18 protein-coding genes are annotated in these 24,020 nt (G+C 61.7%); 9 read left to right on the top strand and 9 right to left on the bottom strand.

The window, feature by feature from the left end:
• Positions 1 to 15: 15 nt before the first annotated feature.
• The 3 genes from SM765_RS02240 to SM765_RS02230 all read right to left on the bottom strand — a co-directional run bounded on the left by SM765_RS02240 (position 16) and on the right by SM765_RS02230 (position 2,377).
• Positions 16 to 1,185, bottom strand: a complete 1,170-nt coding sequence (locus SM765_RS02240; protein ID WP_274836945.1) for a cytochrome-c peroxidase — start codon at positions 1,183 to 1,185, stop codon at positions 16 to 18.
• A gap of 135 nt (positions 1,186 to 1,320) precedes the next feature.
• Positions 1,321 to 1,695: a hypothetical protein gene (locus tag SM765_RS02235; RefSeq protein ID WP_274836943.1), complete on the bottom strand. Its 375-nt coding sequence runs from the start codon at positions 1,693 to 1,695 to the stop codon at positions 1,321 to 1,323.
• 163 nt (positions 1,696 to 1,858) lie between these two features.
• Positions 1,859 to 2,377 carry a lytic transglycosylase domain-containing protein gene (locus SM765_RS02230; RefSeq protein ID WP_425537371.1) on the bottom strand — a complete coding sequence of 173 codons (519 nt, stop codon included), beginning with the start codon at positions 2,375 to 2,377 and terminating at the stop codon, positions 1,859 to 1,861.
• A 399-nt stretch (positions 2,378 to 2,776) separates the two neighbouring features.
• Between SM765_RS02230 and SM765_RS02225 the strand changes: the two genes are divergently transcribed.
• Together SM765_RS02225 and SM765_RS02220 are read left to right on the top strand one after the other, a co-directional pair.
• A complete protein-coding gene (locus SM765_RS02225) occupies positions 2,777 to 3,298 on the top strand; it encodes a single-stranded DNA-binding protein (RefSeq protein ID WP_274836942.1) in 522 nt (173 codons plus the stop codon).
• Between the two features lie 103 nt (positions 3,299 to 3,401).
• Positions 3,402 to 4,481: a site-2 protease family protein gene (locus tag SM765_RS02220; protein WP_274836940.1), complete on the top strand. Its 1,080-nt coding sequence runs from the start codon at positions 3,402 to 3,404 to the stop codon at positions 4,479 to 4,481.
• Between the two features lie 58 nt (positions 4,482 to 4,539).
• On the opposite strand, the gene aroB is transcribed toward SM765_RS02220, so the two are convergent.
• Together aroB and SM765_RS02210 are read right to left on the bottom strand one after the other, a co-directional pair.
• On the bottom strand, positions 4,540 to 5,667 hold the full coding sequence (gene aroB / locus SM765_RS02215; RefSeq protein WP_274836938.1) for a 3-dehydroquinate synthase: 1,128 nt from the start codon (positions 5,665 to 5,667) through the stop codon (positions 4,540 to 4,542).
• Positions 5,667 to 6,260, bottom strand: a complete 594-nt coding sequence (locus tag SM765_RS02210; protein ID WP_065273414.1) for a shikimate kinase — start codon at positions 6,258 to 6,260, stop codon at positions 5,667 to 5,669. The genes aroB and SM765_RS02210 overlap by 1 nt, the downstream gene beginning before the upstream one ends.
• An 81-nt stretch (positions 6,261 to 6,341) precedes the next feature.
• Here SM765_RS02210 and SM765_RS02205 point away from each other — a divergent pair, with 81 nt between their 5' ends.
• The 7 genes from SM765_RS02205 (at position 6,342) to SM765_RS02175 (ending at position 15,344) form a co-directional block, all read left to right on the top strand.
• Positions 6,342 to 6,491 carry a hypothetical protein gene (locus tag SM765_RS02205; protein WP_197492328.1) on the top strand — a complete coding sequence of 50 codons (150 nt, stop codon included), beginning with the start codon at positions 6,342 to 6,344 and terminating at the stop codon, positions 6,489 to 6,491.
• On the top strand, positions 6,481 to 8,043 hold the full coding sequence (locus tag SM765_RS02200; protein ID WP_274836937.1) for a hypothetical protein: 1,563 nt from the start codon (positions 6,481 to 6,483) through the stop codon (positions 8,041 to 8,043). The genes SM765_RS02205 and SM765_RS02200 overlap by 11 nt, the downstream gene beginning before the upstream one ends.
• A 1-nt stretch (position 8,044) precedes the next feature.
• Positions 8,045 to 9,004, top strand: coding sequence for a site-specific tyrosine recombinase XerD (locus SM765_RS02195; protein WP_274836936.1), 960 nt, complete (start codon positions 8,045 to 8,047; stop codon positions 9,002 to 9,004).
• A gap of 90 nt (positions 9,005 to 9,094) precedes the next feature.
• Positions 9,095 to 10,405 (top strand): HlyC/CorC family transporter, encoded by a 1,311-nt coding sequence (locus SM765_RS02190; protein ID WP_065273411.1) that lies wholly within the window; start codon positions 9,095 to 9,097, stop codon positions 10,403 to 10,405.
• A gap of 58 nt (positions 10,406 to 10,463) precedes the next feature.
• Positions 10,464 to 12,086 carry an MFS transporter gene (locus SM765_RS02185; RefSeq protein ID WP_274836934.1) on the top strand — a complete coding sequence of 541 codons (1,623 nt, stop codon included), beginning with the start codon at positions 10,464 to 10,466 and terminating at the stop codon, positions 12,084 to 12,086.
• A gap of 111 nt (positions 12,087 to 12,197) precedes the next feature.
• Positions 12,198 to 14,615 (top strand): GcvT family protein, encoded by a 2,418-nt coding sequence (locus tag SM765_RS02180; RefSeq protein WP_274836931.1) that lies wholly within the window; start codon positions 12,198 to 12,200, stop codon positions 14,613 to 14,615.
• Between the two features lie 144 nt (positions 14,616 to 14,759).
• Entirely contained in the window at positions 14,760 to 15,344 is a 585-nt protein-coding gene (locus SM765_RS02175) for a nucleotidyltransferase family protein (RefSeq protein ID WP_274827987.1), read from the top strand.
• A 153-nt stretch (positions 15,345 to 15,497) separates the two neighbouring features.
• Here the strand turns inward: SM765_RS02175 and SM765_RS02170 are convergent, their stop codons facing one another.
• The 4 genes from SM765_RS02170 to SM765_RS02155 all read right to left on the bottom strand — a co-directional run bounded on the left by SM765_RS02170 (position 15,498) and on the right by SM765_RS02155 (position 24,010).
• Entirely contained in the window at positions 15,498 to 18,584 is a 3,087-nt protein-coding gene (locus tag SM765_RS02170; RefSeq protein WP_274836929.1) for a Hint domain-containing protein, read from the bottom strand.
• A gap of 753 nt (positions 18,585 to 19,337) precedes the next feature.
• Positions 19,338 to 21,773: a DUF3772 domain-containing protein gene (locus SM765_RS02165; RefSeq protein WP_274836928.1), complete on the bottom strand. Its 2,436-nt coding sequence runs from the start codon at positions 21,771 to 21,773 to the stop codon at positions 19,338 to 19,340.
• Positions 21,770 to 22,804, bottom strand: coding sequence for a cysteine synthase A (locus SM765_RS02160; protein WP_065273405.1), 1,035 nt, complete (start codon positions 22,802 to 22,804; stop codon positions 21,770 to 21,772). Before SM765_RS02160 ends, SM765_RS02165 begins: the two co-directional genes overlap by 4 nt.
• A gap of 81 nt (positions 22,805 to 22,885) precedes the next feature.
• Complete coding sequence (locus SM765_RS02155) at positions 22,886 to 24,010, bottom strand: NUDIX domain-containing protein (RefSeq protein WP_274836924.1); 1,125 nt, start codon at positions 24,008 to 24,010, stop codon at positions 22,886 to 22,888.
• Positions 24,011 to 24,020 lie beyond the last annotated feature (10 nt).

Below are 24,020 nucleotides of genomic sequence, written 5' to 3'. Positions count from 1 at the left end.
ACGCGGGCGCCCTTTCTATTCCAGATACTCTTCGTAGCGCTGATCGGTCAGCGTTTTCAGAAACGCAACCAGGGCGTCAATGCGCCGGTCATCCAGCGCAGGCCCGTGGGTGAGCTCGGTGGTCGACAGGGTGCCTGCAACCGGCGGCGGCCCCCAGGGTTTTCCGGTTTCGGGATTGATCTGCGCGGCGTCCGATTTGCTGTTGTAGCGATTGTAAAAGGCAATCACCGTGCGCAGCTCCTGAAACACCCCGTTGTGCATATAGGGGCCGGTGACAGCCACGTTACGCAGTCCCGGCGTCTTGAACTTGCCCCGCTCTGCCGGATCACTGACCGCCGGGTTGGCAAGCAGCCCGTCGTCAATGGTACCGGCGGCAACGCCGTTCTCGGCCCGCCCCAGAACATTCTCAGGCACGCCGATATTGTGGTAGCTGTAGTTGGTGAAGGTCTCCTGCGGATCCATCGCGCTGCGCTTCAGCTGGTGGCACTGGTTGCAATTGGTGAACTGCTCCGAGAAGAACAGGATCCGGCCCAATTCTTCTTCTTTGCTGAGCTGCACCTCACCGCGTAGGAAACGGTCGTACTTGCTGTCGAACGGCGCAAAGATGGCGGTTCTCTCGTAGACCGCCAGCGCCTCGGTCATCGCCGCATACCCGGCCTCCGGATCCTTCAGGACATCCGCGCCGAAGTTCTGCTGAAAGGCTGTGACATAGTCCGGCTCTTCCTTCAGGCGCGCGACGAGCTGCGCCTTATCACTTAGCCCCATCTCGATCGGGTTCAGCGGCGGCCCCGCGGCCTGCTCTGCCAGATCCCGGGCGCGCCCGTCCCAGAACATCCCACCGGCCCAGCTTCCGTCTTCCTTCTGGTGAAACGGCGGCGTGAAGGCCGCGTAAGCCGCGCTTGGCGCGTTGCGGTCGCCCAGCGAGTGCCCGTCATCCCCCAGCGAAAACGCACCATCGGCAGAACGGCGTGGATCGGTGAAGCCATATTCGGCATCATGACAACTGGCACAGGACTGAGTGCGGTTCTGCGACAAGATCGGATCGTGAAACAGAGCCTCTCCCAAGGCCTCAACCGGCGTCAGCTCTGCATCCTCGGCCAATGCAGTATGCGGTGATGCCGCGACGACCAACAAGGCAAGGCAACGGGCAGCGGCGCCCATGCGCCAGAAAGGAGAAATCGTCATCATCAGGGCCTTTGGATCCGGGGCAGTCCCCACGCGAAGTACCCGGCAGCTATAGCCCCGACCTTGATCAAGCGCAATTCCCGACAATAAAGCTAGGAAAAGACCCGCCCCGATCATGGGGCGGGCCGATACTGGTTAACTCAGCAACAGAACAACGATCATCAGAAGGTTCATCGAGGCGAACTGCATCAAGCGCGGGAAACGTTTGCTTTTCCACGCCGCGAACAAGGCCAGCGTGACCGACAGGGCCAGACCGGCCAGCGACAGGGTACCAAACACGAGACCGACAGCACCGCTGCCCGGCCCCCAGGGCGACTGTTCGAAGGACATGCCGATCAGGCCAAAGCCAATCAGTATTCCCACGATGGCCCCGGCAAGGGTAACACCGACACTGCGGGCGCCGGCACGCTGCCGCGCGCCAAGGACGCTGTCGACGATCTCGCGGCTGGGACCCGCCGACGGGGTCCAGTGCATACGGTCAAGGCGATCATCAAAACTGTAGGCTGTCACGGCAAATCCTCCTGAAACTGCTCGCATTTTTCAGGGGTAATTCGGGCAGCTTCGTGGCGGAGAAAAGAAGTTAACGCGGCATTTACCAAGTTTACCGAGGCGTTAACACGGTCGTGATCCGGGCCGATCCAAACGGGTGCGGTTCAAGGCGTTTCGTAAGCGGTCAGCCGCCCCAGATCGTTTTTACATAGGCCTGGGTTTCACGGTAAGGCGGCACGCCGCCGTGTTTCTGGACTGCCTCGGGGCCTGCGTTATATGCAGCCAGTGCCAAGCGCCAGGAGCCGAACTTACGGAATTGGCGCGCCAGGTACCGCGCGCCGCCTTCCAGGTTTTCCTGCGGGACAGCGGGATCCACCCCCAGCGACCGGGCGGTCTGCGGCATCAGCTGCGCCAGCCCCAGAGCGCCTTTGTGGGATTTCGCGCCGGGGTTCCAGTTACTTTCCTGTTGCACGAGACGCAGAAACAGATCCTCGGGCACGCCGTGTTTGCGCGCTGCGGCGCGCGCCATGGTCATGAATTTCCCACGGTATTTGCCGGTATAGGGCAGACTGCCATACTGGCCCGTTTCAAATGAGGACCGCGGCAACAGACGGCTGGAGTTCTCGTATTGTTGCGCCGCACGGCCATCCAGAACCTTGGTATGGGCGGCGAACAGGCTGCGCTGGTTCTTGGTCGAGAACATGTCGGCGGTAGCGCCAGTCGCCAATAACGAAACCCCGGCAGCCGCAGCAAGGCCACGAGAGTTCATTGCATAGACATTGATCAAAGCGGTCTTAAACGTGGCTTGCCCAAACATAGCGGCCCTCAACTCTGTTACCGTCGCGATCCGTTTTCCGACCGGCGAGACTATAGCGGATCTTAACTAAATTGAAAGCGTCAGAGTGCGGCAAACAGATTCTGGTGGGAGGCTGCCCGACCGAAAACCTGCGCCCCCCCCGCGCCCCGCGGCCAAGAAGGTTGCTTTCATCAGAGCTTGCGGGTCTGTACTGTGGCCCAAAATCCGGGCGCGCTCAGATTCGGTTCTGACACCAGATGCCCATCCACAGACAAGAACATCCAATAAGAACAAGGACAGGACCAAATGGCCGGCTCAGTCAACAAAGTCATCCTCATCGGTAACCTGGGCCGCGACCCAGAGGTGCGGACCTTTCAGAACGGCGGCAAGGTGTGCAACCTGCGCATCGCCACCTCTGAAACCTGGAAAGACCGCAACACCGGTGAACGCCGCGAAAAGACCGAATGGCACAGCGTTGCCGTCTTCAACGAAGGTCTGGTGCGCGTCTGCGAGCAATACCTGCGCAAGGGCTCCAAGGTCTATATCGAAGGCCAGCTGCAAACACGCAAATGGCAGGATCAAAACGGTCAGGACCGTTATTCCACCGAAGTCGTCCTGCAGGGCTTTGGCTCCACCCTGACCATGCTGGATGGCCGCGGTGAAGGCGGCGGTGGTGGCGGCCAGGGTGGCGGCAGCTACGGTGGCGGCGGCGGCGGATATGGCGGTGGCGGCGGTGGCTACGACAGCGGACCCCAGGGCGGTGGCTTTGGCGGTGGCGGTCAGGGTGGCCCCTCGCACAATATCGACGACGACGAGATCCCGTTCTGATCTAACGGTTCTGACGCGTGATATCACCCTGGCGATACAGCCTTGGTGATATCTCCCTGATGATCCTTGCCCGATCCGCACAGGCTGCAAAAGGAATGACGCGATGACATGGTCTTTTTCTCTCGGCCGCCTCTTTGGCTCAGAGGTCAGAGTTCATGTCACCTTCTTCCTTCTTCTGGGGTGGATCGGGCTTTCTGCCTACAGCGAACAGGGCCTGCCCGGCGCCATTGAGAACACCGTTTTCGTGCTGGCGCTGTTTGCCTGTGTTCTGGCCCATGAATTCGGCCATGCGCTGATGGCGCGGCGATACGGCATTGACACCCCCGACATCACCCTGTTGCCCATCGGCGGTCTGGCACGGTTGGAACGGATGCCGTCCAACCCCTGGCACGAGATCGCGGTGGCCTTTGCCGGACCTGCCGTCAACATTGCAATCTGGGCCATTCTGGTGGTGATTGGTGCGGGCCGCTGGGATCTGGCGAGCCTGGCAGATCCGGCGCAGGAGTTTTCCGGCTGGAATTTCCTGGGCCGTTTGGCGCTGGTGAACCTGATCCTTGCAGTCTTCAACCTGATCCCCGCCTTTCCGATGGATGGCGGCCGGGTGCTTCGTGCTGCGCTGTGCCTCAAGATGGACCGGGTCAAGGCGACCCGCATCGCCGCCATCGCCGGGCAGATCGCCGCCATGGGGCTGGCATATCTCGGCCTCACCTCCGGCAACCCGGTATTGGTGCTGGTGGCGGGCTTTGTCTTCATTGCCGCCAATGCCGAAAATCAGGACGTGGCGATGCGCGCCGTGACCAAGCGGTTCATGGCCCGCGATGCCATGATCACCAGTTTCGAGGCGCTGCGCCCTGAGGACACGCTAGACACGGCCTCTGCCGCAGTCATCCGCACCACCCAGCATGAATTCCCGGTTCTGGATGCCACAGGCCGCCCGCTGGGTTTTGTGACGCGCGGCGATCTGTTCGCCGCCATCGCCGCAGAAACCCCGCGCATGAAGGCGGTTTCCATGCTGATGACAAATGATATCCCCTCGGTCCCGCTGACTGCCGGGCTGGAGACCGTTCTCGACGCCCTGCACAAGGGCGCGCCTGCCGTTGTCGTCACGACAAAAACAGGCGCTCTTGCAGGCTATATCACCTCGGAGAACATCGGGGAGATGATGGTGGTGAAAGGCCGCTAGCCATCGGCAGACGACCTGTAACAGGACGGGGGCCAACAGCCCCCATTCCCCGGAATGGTTACGCCCGTTCGACCTGACGCAGGGCCAGCGCATCCTCCAGCACGGCCAGCACCGTCTCGCGCGGCACATCTGCCGTCACGAAGGCATTGCCAATGCCGCGCGCCAGAACGAACCGCAGCTGGCCGGCGATCACCTTCTTGTCCTGCCCCATCAGGTCCAGCAGCGCCACAGCGCCGGGCAGATCGCCGCGGATATCCGACAGATCCGCCTTCATCCCCATCGCCTTCAGATGGGCGCGGACCCGGCTGGGATCCTCCTGACTGCACAGCCCCAGACGCGAGGACAATTCGAACGCAAGCGCGCAGCCGATGGCAACGCCTTCGCCATGCATCAGACGGTCGGAATAGCCGGTCGCCGCCTCCAGCGCGTGGCAGAATGTATGGCCAAGGTTCAGCAAGGCGCGATCCCCCTGCTCGGTCTCATCGCGCACGACGATATCCGCCTTCATCTGGACCGAGCGGGCCACCGCTTCGACCCGGGCCGCCATATCGCCCGCCGCCAGTGCCGGGCCGTGTTCTTCAAGCCAGTCAAAGAACGCAGCATCGCCCAGCAGACCGTATTTCACCACCTCGCCATAGCCGGACAGGAAATCCCGCGCGGTCAGCGTGCCCAGCACCTCGGTATCCGCCAGCACCAGCGAAGGCTGGTGAAAAGCGCCGATCAGGTTCTTGCCCTGCGGCGCGTTGATCCCGGTCTTGCCTCCGACCGAACTGTCGACCTGCGCCAGCAGGGAGGTCGGGATCTGCACGAAACGCACACCCCGCCGCAGGACCGCCGCCGCAAACCCGGCCAGATCCCCGATCACACCACCGCCAAGGGCAATCACGATGTCAGAGCGTTCCACCTGCGTCTCAAGAAGCCATTCGACGGCGCGCGAAAACTGTGGCCAGGCTTTGGTGCTTTCGCCGGGCGGCAAGGCCAGCGCATCCATTTCGATGCCTTCCGCCGCCAGTCCGGCCCGCAGGGTATCAAGGTGCCTGGCCGCCACGTTTTCGTCGGTCAGAACCGCAACCCGGGGGCGGTTCAGCAGCGGTTTGATCCGCTTGCCCGCCTCCTGCAACAGGCCGGGACCGATCACCACATCATAGGCGCGCTCGCCAAGGGGTACGTGAACTGTGCGCTGCATTATTTCGTCCATTCCAATACGTCTGGCCGCTCCTTCAGGGCCTCAAGCACCCGGTCGACCATTGTTTCAATCGAAGCCTGCCCGTCGGATTTCACCGTCAGGTCGGCCTTTTCATAAAATGGCACCCTCGCGTCATAAAGCTCGCGCAGGGTGGCCTTGGGGTCACTGGTACGTAACAAAGGGCGACTGTCCCGGTGGCGCACCCGGTTCCACAGAACCTCAAGGTCCGCCTGCAGCCAGACCGACACACCGCCTTCGGTGATCAGGGTGCGATTCTCTTCGGACAGGAAGGCGCCGCCCCCGGTCGAAAGCACACCGCGCTCTTCTTCGAGCAAGCGGGCGATGACCTGACGTTCCTTGAGCCGGAAAAACGGCTCCCCATCGCGCGAGAAGATCTCCGGGATCGACATATTGGCGGCAGCTTCGATTTCATGGTCGCTATCCAGAAACGGCACATCCAGCCGGGCAGCCAGCGCCCGGCCCACAGCGGTCTTGCCCGCGCCCATCATCCCAACCATGACGATCGTCTTTTTCAGCCTTCCCGGTGTCGGTCCGACGGTCACAGTTTCTTCGGTTTGCTCTTTTTCGCTCATTCTTCAGTGAATGACGTGATATTGCCGAAAAGGCCATATATAACTTGAGCAAAACACAAAGAAGCAGGCAGCAGGGACGCAATGGCAAGTTTGATCAAATATCTATTTTATATTGTTGTTCTGGCCGCGATCGGCCTGGTGGGATACGCCTATGTCGGCCCGTGGTTCGGCGCTGATTTCAGCGCCCCGACAGAGGAGATCCGCAAACCGGTGGTCCTGCATGCCGACTAGGCGTTCTTCAGGACCTCTGGCCCTTGCCCTTTCGGCGATATTTGCGGGCGCTGCGGGCGCCTCTCCGCCACTGGCGGAGGAACCGCTGACGGTGATCGACTGGCTGGGACAAACCCAAAGCCAGGTATTGCCGGATACAGTGCTGCTGGAGCCGCCAACTGCGGGAAGCGCCGCGCGGCCGGAAATCTCGGTAACCCCGCTTGAGGCGCTGTTGCCCCCGATCGGATTGGTGACGCCCTCTGCCACCGGGCTGCCAATCGACCTTTGGCGCGGCAGCGCTCCGCAGGACATTGCACGGCTGCTGCGCGACGTGCCGGTGCATAACAGCCCGGCGATGCAGTCGCTGCTGTTCACTGTCATTCTATCAGAGAGTCGCCCCTTGCCCGGCGGCGATGACGCCATTCTGCTGGCCCGCCTCGACCGGCTGATCGACCTCGGTGCCATCGACCCGGCACAGGCGCTGGCCGAACAGGCTGGACCGTCGGAAACACGCGCTCGTTTCGACCGCTGGTTCGACAGCACGCTCCTGACCGGGGATGAGGACCGCGCCTGCGCCGCGCTGACCGCTGCACCCTATCTGGCGCCAGATTACAGCGCGCGGATCTTTTGCGCGGCCCGGCGCGGCGACTGGCCGACCGCGGCGCTAATGCTGGAATCCGCCCATGCGCTGGAGCTGCTGGATCCACCGGCGCTGGCCTTGCTCGACCGGTTCCTGAATCCGGATATCTTCGAAGGAGCCGCACCGCTTCCGGCGCCAGACAATCCTGATCCCCTGACCTTCCGCCTGTTTGAAACCATCGGAGAACGGCAACCGACGGCGCCCTTGCCGCGCGCCTTTGCCGCTGCCGATCTGCGCGACATCGCCGGTTGGAAAGCCCAGCTTGAGGCGGCAGAGCGACTGACCCGTGTCGGGGCGCTTAACCCCAACCAACTGCTTGGCCTGTTCACCGAACGCAAACCTGCCGCCTCCGGCGGTATCTGGGACCGGGTCCGCGCCCTGCAGACCTTTGAAACCGCGCTGCGCGGCAATCGGAGCGATCCGGGCACATCTACGGCACTGGATGACGCCCTTCAGTCTGCCTGGGAGGCCGCGCAGGCCTCCCGGATCGAAGTCGCCTTTGCCGATCTTTTTGCCGACGATCTGGGCCGCGCACGCCTGCAGGGAGAGGCCGCCGAATTGGCCTGGCGTATTCGGCTTTTGGCGCGAAGCTATGAACTCGCGGCGCATAATCCGCCGTCGCGCTCCGCCGAAGATCTGTTTCTGGCTGCTTTGGCACAAGGCCGCCCAGCAGAGGTACAGCCCCCTTCCGATCTGTCGGCCTCCATCGCGACCGGTTTTGCTGCCGACGCAGAAATGCCTGTCTCCATCGCCCGCCTTCTGGACAACGGCCAGCTGGGCGAAGCGATCTTGCAGACCATCGAGCTCTTTGCCCATGGCGCCGACGGCAACCTGGGCGATCTCAGCGCCGCGCTGGTTGCACTACGGGCGATGGGGCTTGAGGATACCGCGCGCCGGGCGGCGCTTCAGCTCTTGCTGCTCGACAGGCACTGATATGGATGCCCCGCGCGATGATCTGCAATGGATCGCGACCTTCCTTGATGCTCAGGCAGCGGATCTCGGGGCGGCGCGCAACACGCTTTTGGCCTATGGCCGCGATCTGAAGGATCTGGCGGGCTGGATGGCCCGGCGTGGTATTTCCTTTAGCGCGGCCAGTCAGGATGACATCGAATCCTACCTGATTGCCTGCGACGCCGAGGGCCTCTCTCGCGCCACCCGCGCGCGGCGTCTCTCCGCGATCCGGCAGATTTATCGCTTTGCCTTCGAAGAAGGCTGGCGCACAGACAATCCCGCCATTCAGATCAAAGGGCCGGGGCGCAGCAAATCCCTGCCAAAGACGCTGGAGGTGACCGAAGTCGACCGCCTGCTAGAGGCCGCGCGTCAGACTGGCCGCACGCCCGACGACCGGCTGCGCAACACCTGCCTTATGGAGTTGCTCTATGCCACCGGCATGCGGGTGAGCGAACTGGTCTCGCTGCCGGTCAGCGCCGCCCGGGGCGATCCGCGCATGCTGCTGGTTCTGGGCAAAGGCGGCAAGGAACGTATGGTGCCCCTGTCGCCCCCGGCCCGCGATGCGCTGGCCGAGTGGCTGCAAGCCCGCGATGCCGCCGCTGCTGAGGCAGAAAAACAGGGCAAGCCCGCCTCACGGTTTCTGTTCCCCTCGCGCGGCAAGGAAGGGCACCTGACCCGGCACCGGTTCTATCTGTTGATCAAGGAATTTGCCGTCACCGGTGGCGTGTCGCCGCAAAAGGTGACGCCGCACACGCTGCGCCACGCCTTTGCCACCCATCTACTGGCCAATGGCGCCGATCTGCGCGCCATTCAAGCGCTGCTGGGGCATGCCGATATCGCCACGACCGAGATCTATACCCATGTGCTGGATGCCCGGCTGAGCGAGCTGGTCCTGCAGCACCACCCCCTGTCCCGCAACAAGGGCCCTGGCGACAAAGAATAAGCCGCGCCGCACGGAAGCGCCCTGCCTCTTGAACGAAACCGGCAGGACGCCCATAACCATACAAAATCCTTCTGATAAACTGGACCCGACATGGAAACCGATCCGACCACTCTGGACAGCGCATTCTGGCTTAGCGCCGGATCCATTGCTCTGCTGCTCGTTCTTTCGGCCTTCTTCTCTGGCTCCGAAACAGCCCTGACCGCCGCCTCGCGCGGGAAGCTCCGCACCCAGGCCGACAAGGGCGCACGCGGCGCCCGCAGCGCCTTGGCCGTAACCGAGGACAGCGAGCGGCTGATCGGCTCGGTTCTGCTGGGCAACAACCTCGTCAATATCCTGGCGACCTCACTGGCGACAGCGCTGTTCACCCGCGCATTCGGCGAAGGCGGCGTTGCTCTGGCGACCCTGGTCATGACTCTGCTGGTTCTGATCTTTGCCGAGGTTCTGCCCAAGACATACGCGATTTCCAACGCCGAAAAGGCCGCATCGGCCGTAGCCCCGGTGATTGGCTTTCTGGTGACCATACTGGCGCCGGTCGTCGGTGCAGTGCGGCTGCTGGTACGCGGCGTGCTGCGCCTCTTCGGAGTTCAGATCGACCCGGACAGCCACATCATGGCAGTGCGCGAAGAAATCGCAGGTGCCCTGCAACTGGGCCATTCCGAAGGCGTTGTGGAAAAAGAGGACCGTGACCGTATCCTCGGCGCGCTGGATCTGTCCGACCGCTTTGTGGAAGAGATCATGCTGCACCGTTCCCATATCGAGATGATCGACGCCAATTCCGACCCAGAGGTCATTCTGGAGCAATGCCTGACCTCGCCCCATACCCGACTGCCCGTGTTCAAGGATGAGCAGGAAAACATCATCGGCGTGGTGCATGCCAAGGATCTGCTGCGCGACATGTATGCCCAGATCGGCGGGCCGGATGGCGATGCCGCGGCGTTGCGCAACTTCCAGATCACCTCGGTCGCGAAACCGCCCTACTTTGTACCGGAAACCACCACGCTGGACGACCAGATGCGCCAGTTCCTGCGCATGCGCAGTCATTTCGCCCTGGTGGTGGACGAATATGGTGCTTTGCAAGGTCTCATCACGCTTGAGGACATCCTTGAGGAAATCGTCGGCGAGATCACCGATGAATTCGACCCGGCGGAGCAATCCCTTGCCAAGAAGACCCAGGACGGCAATTTCCTCGTGGAGGGCGCCACGACCATTCGCGATCTCAACCGCGCCACCGAATGGAACCTGCCCGATGATGAGGCGAACACCATCGCCGGTCTTGTGATCCATGAGGCCCAGATGATCCCCACCGTTGGACAGGTGTTTTCCTTCCATGGCTTTCGGTTCGAGGTGACAGGTCGCGAAGGCAACCGGATCACCGACCTGAAGGTGCGCCCGCTGACATGACCCAGAGCCAGCGCAGAAACGGAGGCAATAGCCCCGCCTCCCGGACCGGACGCAGCCCATGACCCGGGCGTGGCGATGGATCGACAGTATCTTCGTGGATCTGTCCCGGCAGATGCGCTGGTCGTTCCTGCCGCCGCTGCTGATCTATTTCGCCTATGGGGCGCAGGGCATCACCTCGGTTGCCGGGGCCTTTTACGTCAAGGAATATCTGGACCTGCCTGCGGCCTTCCTCGCCGGGCTCAGCTTTTGGGTGGGTATTCCCTGGGCACTGAAAATGCCGATCGGGCATCTGGTCGATCTGATCTGGCGCTGGAAATACCTGCTGATCCTTCTGGGCGCGGCGCTGATGGCGTCAAGCTATGGGATCATCGTGGCATTGTTGACCCTGCCCGAGGTTATGCAGGCGATCATGCCGGTCAATGCCTGGTATGTAACCGCAATCATTCTGGCGCCCTGCGGTTTTGTGCTGCAGGACGTGGTCGCCGATGCCATGTCTGTCGAGGCGGTTCCGCACCGGGATGCCGACGGCACGTTGCTGGCCGAAGAAGAAACCCGCGCACTGCACACCACCATGCAGACCCTGGGCCGTATCGCCCTGATCGGCGGCTCCAGCGCGGCGGCCGCGCTGAACGTGCTGTTGTTCGAAGGCGCCGAAGCCCTGCCACAAGCCGAAAAGGGCGCGCTTTACGCCCATGTCTATACTCTGGCGCTGCTGGTGCCGGTACTGTCCCTGTCCGGGGTCGCGCTTGCCCTTGTGCAGCGCATTCGCAGGACTACCGATCTGCGCCGCAGGGGATTGCCACAGGCCGAGATCCGCACCCGGCTCGATCCGCCGCGCGATCCGGTGGATGTGAACTGGTGGTATTTCATCGGCGGCGGCGCCTTTGTTGCGCTGTCGCTCAGCGTCGGGCTCAGCGATCTGGCCTATGGGCAGGAAATCATCTTTGCCGGATCCATGGCCATCGTCCTACTGCTGATGCGCCAGTTGATCGCGGTGCTGACGCCAGCCCAGGCCCGCGCGCTGATTGGCACCGCGATCATCATTTTCGTCTACCGTGCCAAGCCCCTCAGTGGCCCCGGGGCCAGTTGGTTCGAAATCGACGTTCTGGGTTTTGATCCTCAGTTCTTTTCGGTGCTGTCGCTGATCGCTTCGCTGCTGACACTGGTCGGCATGATCGTTTTACGGCCGATGATGGCCAACCACACGATTGCCTGGATCGTGATTTTCCTGACCTGCAGCGAGGCCGTGCTGAGCCTGCCGAATCTGGCGCTTTACTACGGTATCCATGAATGGACCTCGGCGATGACCGGTGGGGTCGTGGATGCCCGTTTCATCGCACTGGTGGACACCGCCGTGGAATCGCCGCTGGGACAGGTGTCGATGATCCCGATGCTGGCATGGATTGCCCGCAACGCGCCCTCGGGGCTGAAGGCGACCTTCTTTGCGGTGATGGCCTCCTTCACCAATCTGGCGCTTTCGGCTTCCAGCCTTGGCACCAAGTACCTTAACCAGATCTTCGTGGTCACGCGTGAGGTCACAGATGCCGATGGCACCGTCGTCACCGCCGCCGATTACACTCAGCTCGGGCCATTGTTGATCACCGTTGCCGTGCTGACGCTGGTCGCGCCGCTGATCGCCATTGTCATCATCCAGAACAGCCGTTTCCGCAGCGAAGACTGACAGTTCCCCTCTCCTCCGATCTGCCAGCGACATGAGATGTCGCTTTTTCACTGGACTACTGTTCACTTCTGTCCAGAATGGCCGAAACGCAGAACGCCAGGGAGCACAATCATGAAGACCACAACGCGCGTGGCAGTCATCGGCGGCGGAGTCGTCGGCTGTTCGGTCCTTTATCACCTGACCAAACTGGGCTGGTCCGACGTCATGCTGATCGAACGGTCCGAGCTGACCTCCGGCTCGACGTGGCACGCGGCAGGCGGCTTTCACACGCTCAATGGCGACACCAATATGGCGGCGCTTCAGGGCTATACCATCAAACTCTACCGCGAGCTGGAAGAGATCACCGGCATGTCCTGTGGCTTGCACCACGTCGGCGGCATTACCCTGGCCGATAATCAGGAACGCTTTGACATGCTGAAGGCCGAGCGGGCCAAGCACCGCTTCATGGGGCTTGAGACCGACATCATCGGCCCCGAAGAGGTGAAGAAACTGTCGGAGGTCACCAATACCGACGGCATCCTTGGCGCGCTTTACGATCCCCTCGACGGGCACCTTGATCCCTCGGGCACAACCCACGCTTATGCCAAGGCGGCGCGCATGGGCGGTGCAACCATCGAAACCCATTGCAAGGTGATCGAGACCAACCAGCGCCCCGATGGCACCTGGGACGTGGTCACCGAAAAGGGCACCATCCACGCCGAACACGTGGTCAACGCAGGCGGACTTTGGGCGCGCGAAGTGGGCGCGATGGCCGGGGTTTATTTCCCGCTGCACCCGATGGAGCACCAATATATCGTCACCGACGAAGTGCCTGAAATCGCGGCCATTATCGACGCGGGTGGCGAGCACCCCCACGTGATGGACCCGGCTGGTGAAAGCTACCTGCGCCAGGAGGGCCGTGGCCTTTGTATTGGTTTCTATGAACAACCCTGCAAACCCTGGGCGGTCGACGGCACGCCGTGGAACTTTGGCCACGAACTGCTGCCCGACAATTTCGACAAGATCGAGGACAGCATCGCCTTTGCCTATCGCCGCTTCCCCGCACTGGAGCGCGCCGGGGTGAAATCGGTGATCCACGGTCCCTTCACCTTTGCCCCCGACGGCAACCCGCTGGTCGGCCCGGTGCCCGGCATGCGCAACTACTGGTCCGCTTGCGCGGTGATGGCAGGCTTCAGCCAAGGCGGCGGTGTTGGCCTGATGCTGGCGCAATGGATGGTCGAAGGCGAGTGCGAGCGTGATACCTTTGCAATGGACTGTGCCCGTTACGGCGACTGGATCACGCCGGGCTATACCCGTCCCAAGGTGATCGAAAACTACCAGACCCGGTTCTCCGTCTCCTACCCGAACGAGGAACTGCCCGCCGCGCGTCCTTTCCGCACCACGCCGATGTACGATATCTTCGACAAGATGGGCGCGGTCTGGGGCCAGCAATACGGCATGGAAGTGGTGAACTACTTCGCCGCGGAGGGTGAGCCGCGCTACGAGACGCCCTCTTTCCGCCGCTCCAACGCCTTTGACGCCACCGCGCGTGAGGTCAAGGCCGTGCGCGAAGCGGTTGGGATCAACGAGGTGCATAACTTCGGCAAATACCGGGTCACCGGCCCCAATGCCCGCGTCTGGCTGGACCGTGTCATGGCAGGCCGGGTGCCGCAGCCGGGCCGGATCAGCCTGACGCCGATGCTGTCGCACAAGGGACGTCTGATCGGTGATTTCACCATCTCCTGCCTCGATCAGGAAACCTACCAGCTGACCGCTTCTTATGGCGCGCAGGCCTATCATATGCGCTGGTTCCAGCAGAACGCACAGGACGGCGTTCACGTCGAGAACATCTCGGACCGGGTTAACGGCTTCCAGATCGCCGGCCCCAAGGCGCGCGAGGTGCTGCAGGCCTGCACGCGACAGGATATTTCCGACATGAAATTCCTGGACGTGCGCCGGATGAGCGTCGGCATGGCAGACTGCGTGGTGCAGCGGGTCAGCTACACCGGTGACCTCGGCTATGAGATCTACTGCGATCTGCCCAGCCAGCGCGCCCTGTGGAATGTGTTGTGGGAGGCAGGCCAGCCCCATGGCATGAAGCCCTTCGGCATGCGGGCGATGATGTCGCTACGTCTGGACAAATTCTTTGGCGCCTGGCTGCGGGAATTCTCCCCCGACTACACCGCCGCCGAAACCGGTCTGGACCGCTTCATTTCCTTCAAGAAGGACGTGGACTTCATCGGCCGCGCTGCTGCCGAGGCAGAACGCGATGCGGGTCCTGCGCGCAAGCTCTGCGCCTTTGAGGTTGACGCGGATGACGCCGATGTCACCGCCTATGAACCGATCTGGCTGGATGGCACGGTTGTCGGCTTCTGCACCTCGGGCGGCTATTCGCATCACGCCGGGAAATCCATCGCGCAAGGGTTCGTACCGACCGACAAGGTGGCCGAAGGGCTGGAGGCCGAGATCGAAATTCTCGGCAAGATGCACAAGGCCCGCCTGATCACCACGCCGCTGTTCGACGCCGACGGCGCCCGCATGCGCGGCTGACCAGTGATCTGAAACGCATTTCGCCTCCGCCTGTTCCCGGGCGGGGGTGACGCAGGCGCCAGAAATCTCTGGCTTTATGGGCACAATGCCCACAAGATCCCCAAACGGCTGGCAGGTGACAGAGCAGCCACGGGGGAACGTTCCATGTCCAACATTGCTATCCTTCTGCTTGCGGCAGGCGCGTCGTCCCGTATGGCTGGGCGCGACAAGCTGAGCGAAGATGTGGAAGGCCAGCCCCTGCTCGCTCTGATGTGCCGCCGCGCTGCGCTGACCGGATTGCCGGTCTATGTCACCGTCCCGAACGAGGCACACCCGCGCACCGGTCTGACCGGTACGGCAACGCCCGTCCCGGTACCGGACGCTGATGAAGGCATGGCCGCCTCGATCCGGCGCGGGGTTACTGCCCTGCCGGAGACGACCGAAGGGGTGATGATCGTGCCCGCAGACATGCCCGAGCTGGAAACGCAGGACCTGATGCACATGGCAGCGCATTTCCATGGCGGCGATGGCCCGATTCTGCGCGCCACTGCCGAGGACGGCCAGTCCGGGCATCCGGTGCTCTTTCCCAAACGCTGTTTTGCGGATCTTGAGGCGATCACCGGCGATCAGGGCGCCCGCGTGCTGCTGAAGCAGGACAAGGTACAATATATCGCCCTGCCCGCCCGCCATGCGACAACGGATCTGGACACTCCCGAAGCCTGGGCCGCCTGGCGTGCCGCGCGGGTTTGAAGGCCTACCCTCGGACGCCTACCCCAATCCGAAAGACCACCTGATAACAAGAAAGGCAGGACCCAGCGGCCCTGCCCCTCCCCCGAAGCCTCGGTCTGCAATGGTTCACGGGTCCTCTTCCGCAGCTTCCCCCCGGCGCTACGGACGGACCGTTCAGTGAACCAGCAGCCGCGCTTCGTGTTTCTTCAACGACCGGCGCGCTGACGTGTAGGCCTCGCGGCCCTCGACAGTCTGCAATTCGGGGAACAGTTCCAGCACCTCGTTGCGCTGATCCCCATCCAGACCACGCAGGGTCAGATCACCGGGCTGGAAACTTTCGGTCCAGGCACCATCCGACAGAACCACCTCGTGCTGGTCGAACATGAAGTGGATGTAGGTCACCGCAGTGGTTTCCACCACGTCCACCCCTTCAAGGCCGGTCAGATGCTTCGCCGCGACCAGAACCTCGCGGTCCTCGAAATAAAGCGCCGTTTTGTCGTTGGCGACCAGTACCCGGTGGTTCGGACTGACCATCATGTCGCGCTCCGGCAGACCATTGCCAAGCGCACCCTGACGGATCAACACCGGTTGCAGATGTGCGGCGTCCTTCAGTTCGGCTTCGGTCAGGCTACGGGCTCCGATCCAGCGGATTTCCTGAATGCCGTTGTCACGGGTGATCACCCGGCCCCCCGCCTGCAGATCCTCGACCTTGCGCTCCCCATCAGGTGTCGCGATCAGGGTGCCCGGCGTGAAACAGGGAATGATCCGCTCGATCTCGCTGTAGGTCATGGATCCAATCACGGAGTCCGCGCCATCCAGCAGGTTGATGGTGCCCGAATAGCTGTTGCCATCGGCGTCCAGCGTGCGGCTGGTGATTTCAAAGTTCTGACCTGTCAGATCCAGCGTGTCATAGTCATCGCCAGTGGAACCACCATCGACCACATCGCCATCGGATGCACCGATGAACAAGTCGCGGTCGGCGCCGCCACTCAGCGTGTCGGCCCCATGGCCGCCGGTGATCACGTCATTGCCAGTGCCGCCGGTCACCTCGTCATCATCGATACCCGCATCAATGGTGTCGTCGCCTTCACCACCGGAAATGACATCGTCGTCGTCCTGGCCATAGATCAGATCGTTGCCAGCACCGCCTTCGATGGTGTCCATGCCATTGGTCGGGTCAGGATCAACGGGGCGCCCATCAGCGCCATCGTCCATGATGTTGAGCCCATCCGGGAAGGCCGGATCAAGACCGCCATAAAGGGTATCGTCCCCATCGCCCCCCAGCAGAACGTCCGAGCCCTCACCGCCGATGATCATATCGTTGTCGGCGCCGCCATCGACCGTATCGTCGTCGATGCCACCATCGATGCTGTCATCACCGCTGCCACCGGAGATCAGGTCGGCGTCATCACCAGTGGTGATGGTGTCATTGCCTGCGCCACCCGCAACGGTATCCATGTCATCATAGGGATCGCTGTCCGCCGGGATCGGCGGAATGTTCGGCGTGGTGCCGGTGTAGCCCGGGAAACCGCGATCCGGCAGCGGTGTCGGCTCGTTGCCAGAGGTGTCGATGACATCATCGCCGTCGCCGCCATCGACGCTGTCAGACCCGTCACCGCCGGTCAGGCTGTCGTCCCCGCCATTGCCGATGATCACATCATCACCGTCGCCGCCATCAATGGTGTCATTTCCCGGCACGATCGGCGCGGTGGGATCGGTGGCATCGAAATAGACGTCGGAGACGTCGATGCCACTGTTGTCATGTCCATCCTGCGTGTGGCTGATCACGATCGAAGATACCGGCCCCGGTATCGTCACCAATAGGGAAATGTCCGGGTCGAAATCGCTGGCATAGGTGCCGTCAACCTTGACCTCGGCGCTGTCATCGCCCGGTACGGCATCCGCATCCGACAAAGTCAGCGCCGGTCCGCCCGAGAGATTGACGATTACCGGGTTTCCATCGGCGTCAAATGCGCTGACCTGTACCGAGCCATCGCCATCGATATCGTTGATACGGAAGGAAACATTTCCAACCGGGTCAGAAAAGTCGAGCTGATAGGCCGCGTTGTTACCGTCGCCGTCCAGTTCAGACGCCATGCCACTGTTGGCATCGGCAGCACTGCCATCGGTGTCGATATTGCCAACAAACTGCGTGGTGTCGCTGAATAGCGTCTCAGAACCCGAGGTCTGAGACAGCACGGAGAAGTCCACGGTGACCGAACCTGTATCCTGCGAAAAGCCGCCGCTCAGATCGTCCTGCGGATCAACGGCGCCACCGTCATCCGGGTCCGGAGCCAGATCCCACTGGAACACCTCGCGGCTGCTGGGACCGGCGCCCGGCGCATCGGTGTCACCCTCCAGCACGTCATCGCCTGCGCCCCCGCTAAGGCTGTCTGCCCCAGAGCCACCATGCACGGTGTCGTCCCCGGCGCCCGCTTCAACGGTGTCATCCCCGGCTGCGGCGTTGACCAGATCGTCATCCGGGCCATCTGCCGGGTTAATCGCATCACCGGCGTCGATCCGGTCGCCTTCTGGATCACCGGTATAGGCCGTGTCGATCAGGTCGTCCGTGGCTCCACCTTCCACAATTCCGTCCAACTCACCGGCAATCACGTCTTCATCCAGCACGGCCACATAATCAATCAGACCGTTAAAGGACGCAGACCCGTCCCCGGCGGCGCCGATGGAGAAACTGTCATCGCCGTCGGCGGTAACATCCAGAGACAGGCCAGCCACATCATCCCCGGCGGTGGCAACCGTGCCTTGAGTGGTGTTTTCCACCACCATCGTCTGGCCCCCATCGGTCCAGCTGTATTTCACGGTCAGCACATCGCCATAGGTGAAAAAGCCCGGGTCCGTCGCCAGCAGCACGGAAGCGCCGCCATCGGCATGCGCGACCTCGACCGACCCATCGGCGGTGACCCGGATTTCGAAATTCTCGCCATCGGCATCGCCCGACGTTTCCAGACCGCGGCTGACAACGGTTTGGGAGTCAGAGGCCGGGACCTCATTCGGCTGGAAGGTGCTGATAAGGGTGCCTTCGGTCAGATCGAAGGGGCCATCATTGCTGCCATCGACAGAGAATTGCGTGTTGCTGCCATTTCCGAGCATCCAGCCGCCAGCGTAGGTGGTGGAGGGAGACCCCGTCCCATCCTGCGCGATGCCATCGCCCAGACCGGTGTCCTCAGTGGTATAATCCTCGCGGAAGTCCCACAAACCAATCAGATTTGCCGAATACGGGTTGTCGAAATTCTCAGCCATCACATTCTCCTCTTCGGCACGCGCTCGCACCAGAAACTCTGGACGCCGGAGCGACCGAATACCAAATAACCATGCCGCACAGATCTGCCGACATCGCCAATACCCGATCATGTAGGGGGATGCGGCCTATTCTACCGCCGCCGTATTCCGCACAGCCCGAAAGGCGTGCAGGTCAACAATGCACATTCAACGACACACTCACTGCCAGGCAGACGACAGCAAATACCAGAGCGAACAGAACCCCAGTGCCGAATTTCGGCGTACTCAAAAACAGCCCCCCCAGATGGGCTCAATCGAAACTACCCTAGGCCCTGAAACCAACAAAGGAAAAAATCGAAAGAAAATTTAAACGATTTGTAGAAACTCAAAGAAACGCGCCCTCTTTGAGTTTGTAACGTTGAAAAACTGTTTCCAAGCTGGAGTATATCAACGACGGCAAGGGCTTAGCTTGCAACGAGCATTCGAAACAATCCGGCACCTACCGCCCTTATTGTGTGCAAAATCCACTCAATACCCGGCCTTCTGTTTCTCTGCTCATTGCAATTTCTGCCTGTTTGAAGCGCCAAACATCCGAGCAGCCGTGCCGGGCCAATCTCTCGAATAATCACCCGATTTGAGGCAATCACTAGAAACAAGCGCCAATGTTGCTGCGCACGAAACAAACAGCCGCGGCAATCTTAACGAATCAACTATTCGCCGCTGCCCGCGACGCCGCATCGCGCAAGGTTTTACGGGCACGTCAGGCGCGCCCGCTCAATCCTCTCCGTCGGCTTGATCGGGGTCGAGATCCTGAAGATCGGGTTTAACCGGATCGTCGACCGCCGAACGAGGGGCAGCCGGACCGGAAGGCTGCGATGTCGCGAGAGCCTCGGGGTTGCGGATCCAGATATCGCGCTGCGAGAACGGGATCTCGATGCCTTCCTCGTGGAACCGACGAGCGATCTCGTAGTTCATCTCGGATTTAACTGAGAGCACCCAATTCACATCCCGCAGAATGGCGCGGATTTCAAAATCGAGACTGTCAGCACCAAAGCCCTGGAAAATCACACTGGGTGCCGGGTTCATCAGAACCAGCGGATTGGCCTTGGCAATCTCCATTAGGATACTCTCAACCTTGCGCAGGTCCGTGCCATAGGCCACCCCGACCGGCACGATCACGCGACCTACCGTGTTGCCACGCGTATAATTGGTTACAGTCCCGGTGATCAGGTCAGAGTTCGGGATGATTACATCAGAGCGGTCAAAGGTCTCAATCCGGGTGGAGCGCACCGAGATGTCCCGCACGTAGCCCATCAACCCGCCAACCTCGATCCAGTCGCCTTTGGAGATCGGGCGTTCGATCAGCAGGATGATGCCCGATACGAAATTCGATACGATGGTCTGAAGGCCGAAACCGATCCCGACAGACAGGGCACCGGCAACAATCGCCAGCGAAGACAGGTCCAGTCCGGCCAGGGAAATCGCCACTACAGCGGAAATGAATATCCCCGCATAGCCAAGCCCCGAAACAATGGCATTCTGGCCGCCCGGATCGATCTTGGTCTTTGGCAGCAGAGAATTGCGCAGGCTACCCTGCACCAGACGGGTCAGCGCATACCCGGCGGCGAATACGATTGCAAAGCTAAGGAAAGCGGTCGGAGAAATCCGCGTATCGCCAATCGAAAAGCCCGCAAGGAACCGAGACCACAGCTCCGTCAGGTCGGCAACGCGGGCCCCCCAGACAATGGCCAAAATCGGCAGCGACAGCGTCACCAGCAGGAAGCCAGAGATCACCGTGAACAGCGAATCCTGCGCGGTCTGCCCCTTGCCGCTAAGCCAGCCGTAAACATCGCCAATGAAGCGTTGCAGCACCAGCATTGCCGCGAGGATCGCAAGCGTGGAGATTGCCGGATAAATCAGCGCCTCGGCCGCACTGGTATAGCCGACTGCAGCCACCAGCGGCGACACGATCCCCAAGGTATAGGCGCCACGTCGCACGACGGACCGTATCCGCCCGACATTTGAAACAGCTGGCGCTCCGGTGTCGTCGTCCTCGCTCTGCTGGGTCTCGGACGTCTCGGAGATGGCCGTTAGCCGCTGTACCCGCAACATCACAAGCGCCGCAAAGACGATCAGCGGGAAGCCCAGCACCGCATGGGCCTCGACCGAGATCCTTTCGATCTGCTCAAGACGGATCAGCGCATCCTTCAGCACCAGCAACACCGCCAGAAGATCCAGCATCAACCGGGCCTGCTGGTGCCGGTTGTCGGCAACCGGGATCAGGCTGCTGCCGTCGCGCGGCTTGAAGACCTGTTCGCCCAACCAATGGAAGGACAACAGCAAGAAGGCCCAAACCGGCACGTAATCCATCAGCAGCGAACCGCGCAGCCCGAGAAGACCGGACAGATCGATTGCAGCGGTCAGCAACAGGATGCCACCGAACGGCAGCAGAACTTCCAGCAAGGAGACCACGAAACTCCAGACGCCGGTGCCACCGCCGCCATATTGGCGCAAATGGCTGCCCGCAGCCCGTGCCCAGGGGCGTCCCCGCAAGAGCAGCAGCCCGGACAACAGCAGCAGCAGCAAAATCGCCGGCAGGTTGTTGCTGATCCGCTCCCGCGTGGTGTCATTGCCCAATTGGAAAGCGGTTTCATGCCACACCGCCATTCCGGCATCGGACAGATCGGCCGCTGCCTCGGGCCAGTATTGCGGGTTCAGAGGCGACGGCCCCCGTTCCAGCAACCGTTTGGTGCGCCGCTCACGAATGATTTTGTCGATCTCTGCAATCAAGCCGTCGGCGCGGCTGTAAGCCTCTTCAGAAACCACCCGTGGGACCCGCAAGGCATTCAGCTGATCTCGGAGGCTTGCCCGCAACTGGGCGATATCCTCGGCCTCGGTCTCGCCCTCTGCCGGGGGTGGGCCAAGCGCCTCCAGCTGCCCTTCCAGCGTGCGAATCCGGTCAGCGTTGTCGGTGCCTGAAGACAGAAAGGTCTGCCGGAACCTGGCCAATTCGCTTCGCAGCTGTTCCAGCGCGGCGTTGGAAGCCCGGTTGGCATCAATAACCTGTTCCGCACGCGTCGCGGTTTTCTGCCATTCGGCAGACATGGCCCGGATCTCTTCCGTGCTCTGTGCAGACAGCGGAAGGGCCAGGCCGATCAACAGGATCAGCCCAGCCCCCCAAATGCGCAGCAAGTCAGCTATGCGTTTCATACGTCCTCGAATACACCCGGGATGGAGGCAGGAGCGTGAGTCATCCAGTCCGGCACCGGCAGGCTTTTCTCACGCAGGAAATCGGGGTTGAAAAGTTTCGACTGATAGCGCGTGCCATAATCACACAGCACCGTCACGATGGTTTTGCCCGGTCCCATTTCCTTGGCCATGCGTACGGCGCCCGCGATGTTGATCGCCGACGAACCGCCAAGCACCAGACCTTCGTTATGCAGAAGATCAAAGACAAACGGCAGCGCTTCTTCGTCCGGGACCTGATAGTTGAAATCCGGTGTGAAGCCTTCAAGGTTCTTGGTGATGCGTACCTGACCGATGCCTTCGGCAATGGAGGAGCCCTCCATCGCGATTTCACCGGTGGTGTAATAGCTGTAAAGCCCGGCGCCCATCGGATCGGCAAGACCGATCTTAACGCCCTTGGGCTGCAGCGCCTCGGCGACACCGGCCAGCGTACCACCCGAGCCGACAGCGCAGATGAAACCATCGACCTTGCCGTCGGTTTGCTGCCAGATTTCGGGGCCGGTGGTTTCCACATGGGCCTGACGGTTGGCGACATTGTCGAACTGATTGGCCCAGATCGCACCATTGGGTTCGGTCTTGGCCAGTTCCTTGGCCAGACGCTCGGAATAGCGCACGAAGTTGTTCGGGTTGCGATAGGGCGCCGCCGGAACCTGCACCAGTTGCGCACCCGCAAGGCGCAGCATGTCCTTTTTCTCTTCGGACTGGGTTTCGGGAATCACGATGACAGTCTTGAACCCCATCGAGGCCCCCACCAGCGCCAGACCGATCCCGGTGTTGCCCGCGGTGCCTTCAACAATGGTGCCGCCCGGCTTCAGCTCGCCGCGTGCGATGGCGTCGCGGATAATATAGAGCGCCGCACGGTCCTTGACCGACTGGCCGGGGTTCATGAACTCCGCCTTGCCCAGAATTTCACAGCCGGTTTCGTCGCTGACGCGGTTCAGCCGGATCAGTGGCGTATGGCCGATTGCATCGGCCAGATCACGTGCAATGCGCATAGTATCCCTTTCGATCTTTCCCTACAGACTTAGCCAACCGCCCCTCCGATCACAAGGCGCGAAGCCACAACTGTGCCCCGCTCAATCGATGTGCGCGCGAAGCCTGTCCCGGTGCCGGGCCAGCCAAAGCGCTGCCGTTACCAAAGGCATGTCCTGATAGGTATTCCTGTCCACCGCATCGATAAATTCAGAGAACGAAATGACTTTACTGCGGATGTCCTCGTGTTCACTGGCCAGCCCGCCGCCACCTTCGACCGTATCAAGATCGGCAAGCCCCACAAAAATGTGAATGAATTCACCTGAAGCGCCGCTTGAGGGGTAGACCTCGGCCACACGCTCCAGCTGGGTGACGGCTACGCCCGCCTCTTCCTGTGCTTCGCGCCGAGCGGTTTCTTCCGGCGTTTCACCGGGGTCGATCAGACCCGCCACCGGCTCCCACATCCAGGGGCGTTTTTCCCCGGCAATATAGGTCGCGGCGCGGAACTGCTCGATCAGCAGCACCTGATCGCGGACCGGATCATAGGGCAGAACCACCGCCGCCCGTCCAACCAGCGCCACGCCCCGGTTCACCACCGGGCTGAAGCTGCCATCGTAGCGGCGGAACTGCAGATCCATCTCTTCCATGGCGAAAAAATTCACATAGGCACGTTTGTGGCCGTGCACCCGCACATCCCGCGCCAGATCGTGGGCCGGATCCTCTGGCCGGGCCTGCGCCGCCAACCAGGACGCGGCGCGGCGGCGGATCGAGGGGAAGATCCGGGCGATCTCCTCAGCCGATTTGCAACCGCGCAGGTCCATGACCTCCTCGGCAGCGCGCAGTGACAGCGCGCCCCAATCTGCGATCCACTCATCCAGATCCCAAAGCTCAGTGGTATCCCACATACCGGGCGCGGGGAAATATACCTCTGCATGCGCAGGCTCTCCCCCCTCCAGGCGCACCTCCACCTGTTTCAGCGCATAATCGAAACCGCCTTCATAGAAATTGAGCGCGTCGAGATCCTGCTGCGTCACACCGCGCAGCAGCAGCCCCGGCGCAGAGGCGCCTTCGCAGGCCTCGATGGCGGGAAAGGGCTGGTCCCTGACCTGCCGCACTGCGTGATCGGCAAGCTGCGCCTGCCGCGCATCAAGACTTTTGGCGCTGCGTCCCAGAACGCATTCCAGCAGCGGCACATAGCGCAGCGTGCCGTATAAAAAGAGATCAGCCACAAGGCGCTCC

The organism is Pseudophaeobacter sp. 1A09344, from assembly GCF_041008745.1.
Lineage (GTDB): Bacteria > Pseudomonadota > Alphaproteobacteria > Rhodobacterales > Rhodobacteraceae > Phycobacter > Phycobacter gallaeciensis_A.
Note: the sequence above shows the minus strand (reverse complement) of the source record. Positions and strands in the feature narration are given on the sequence as shown.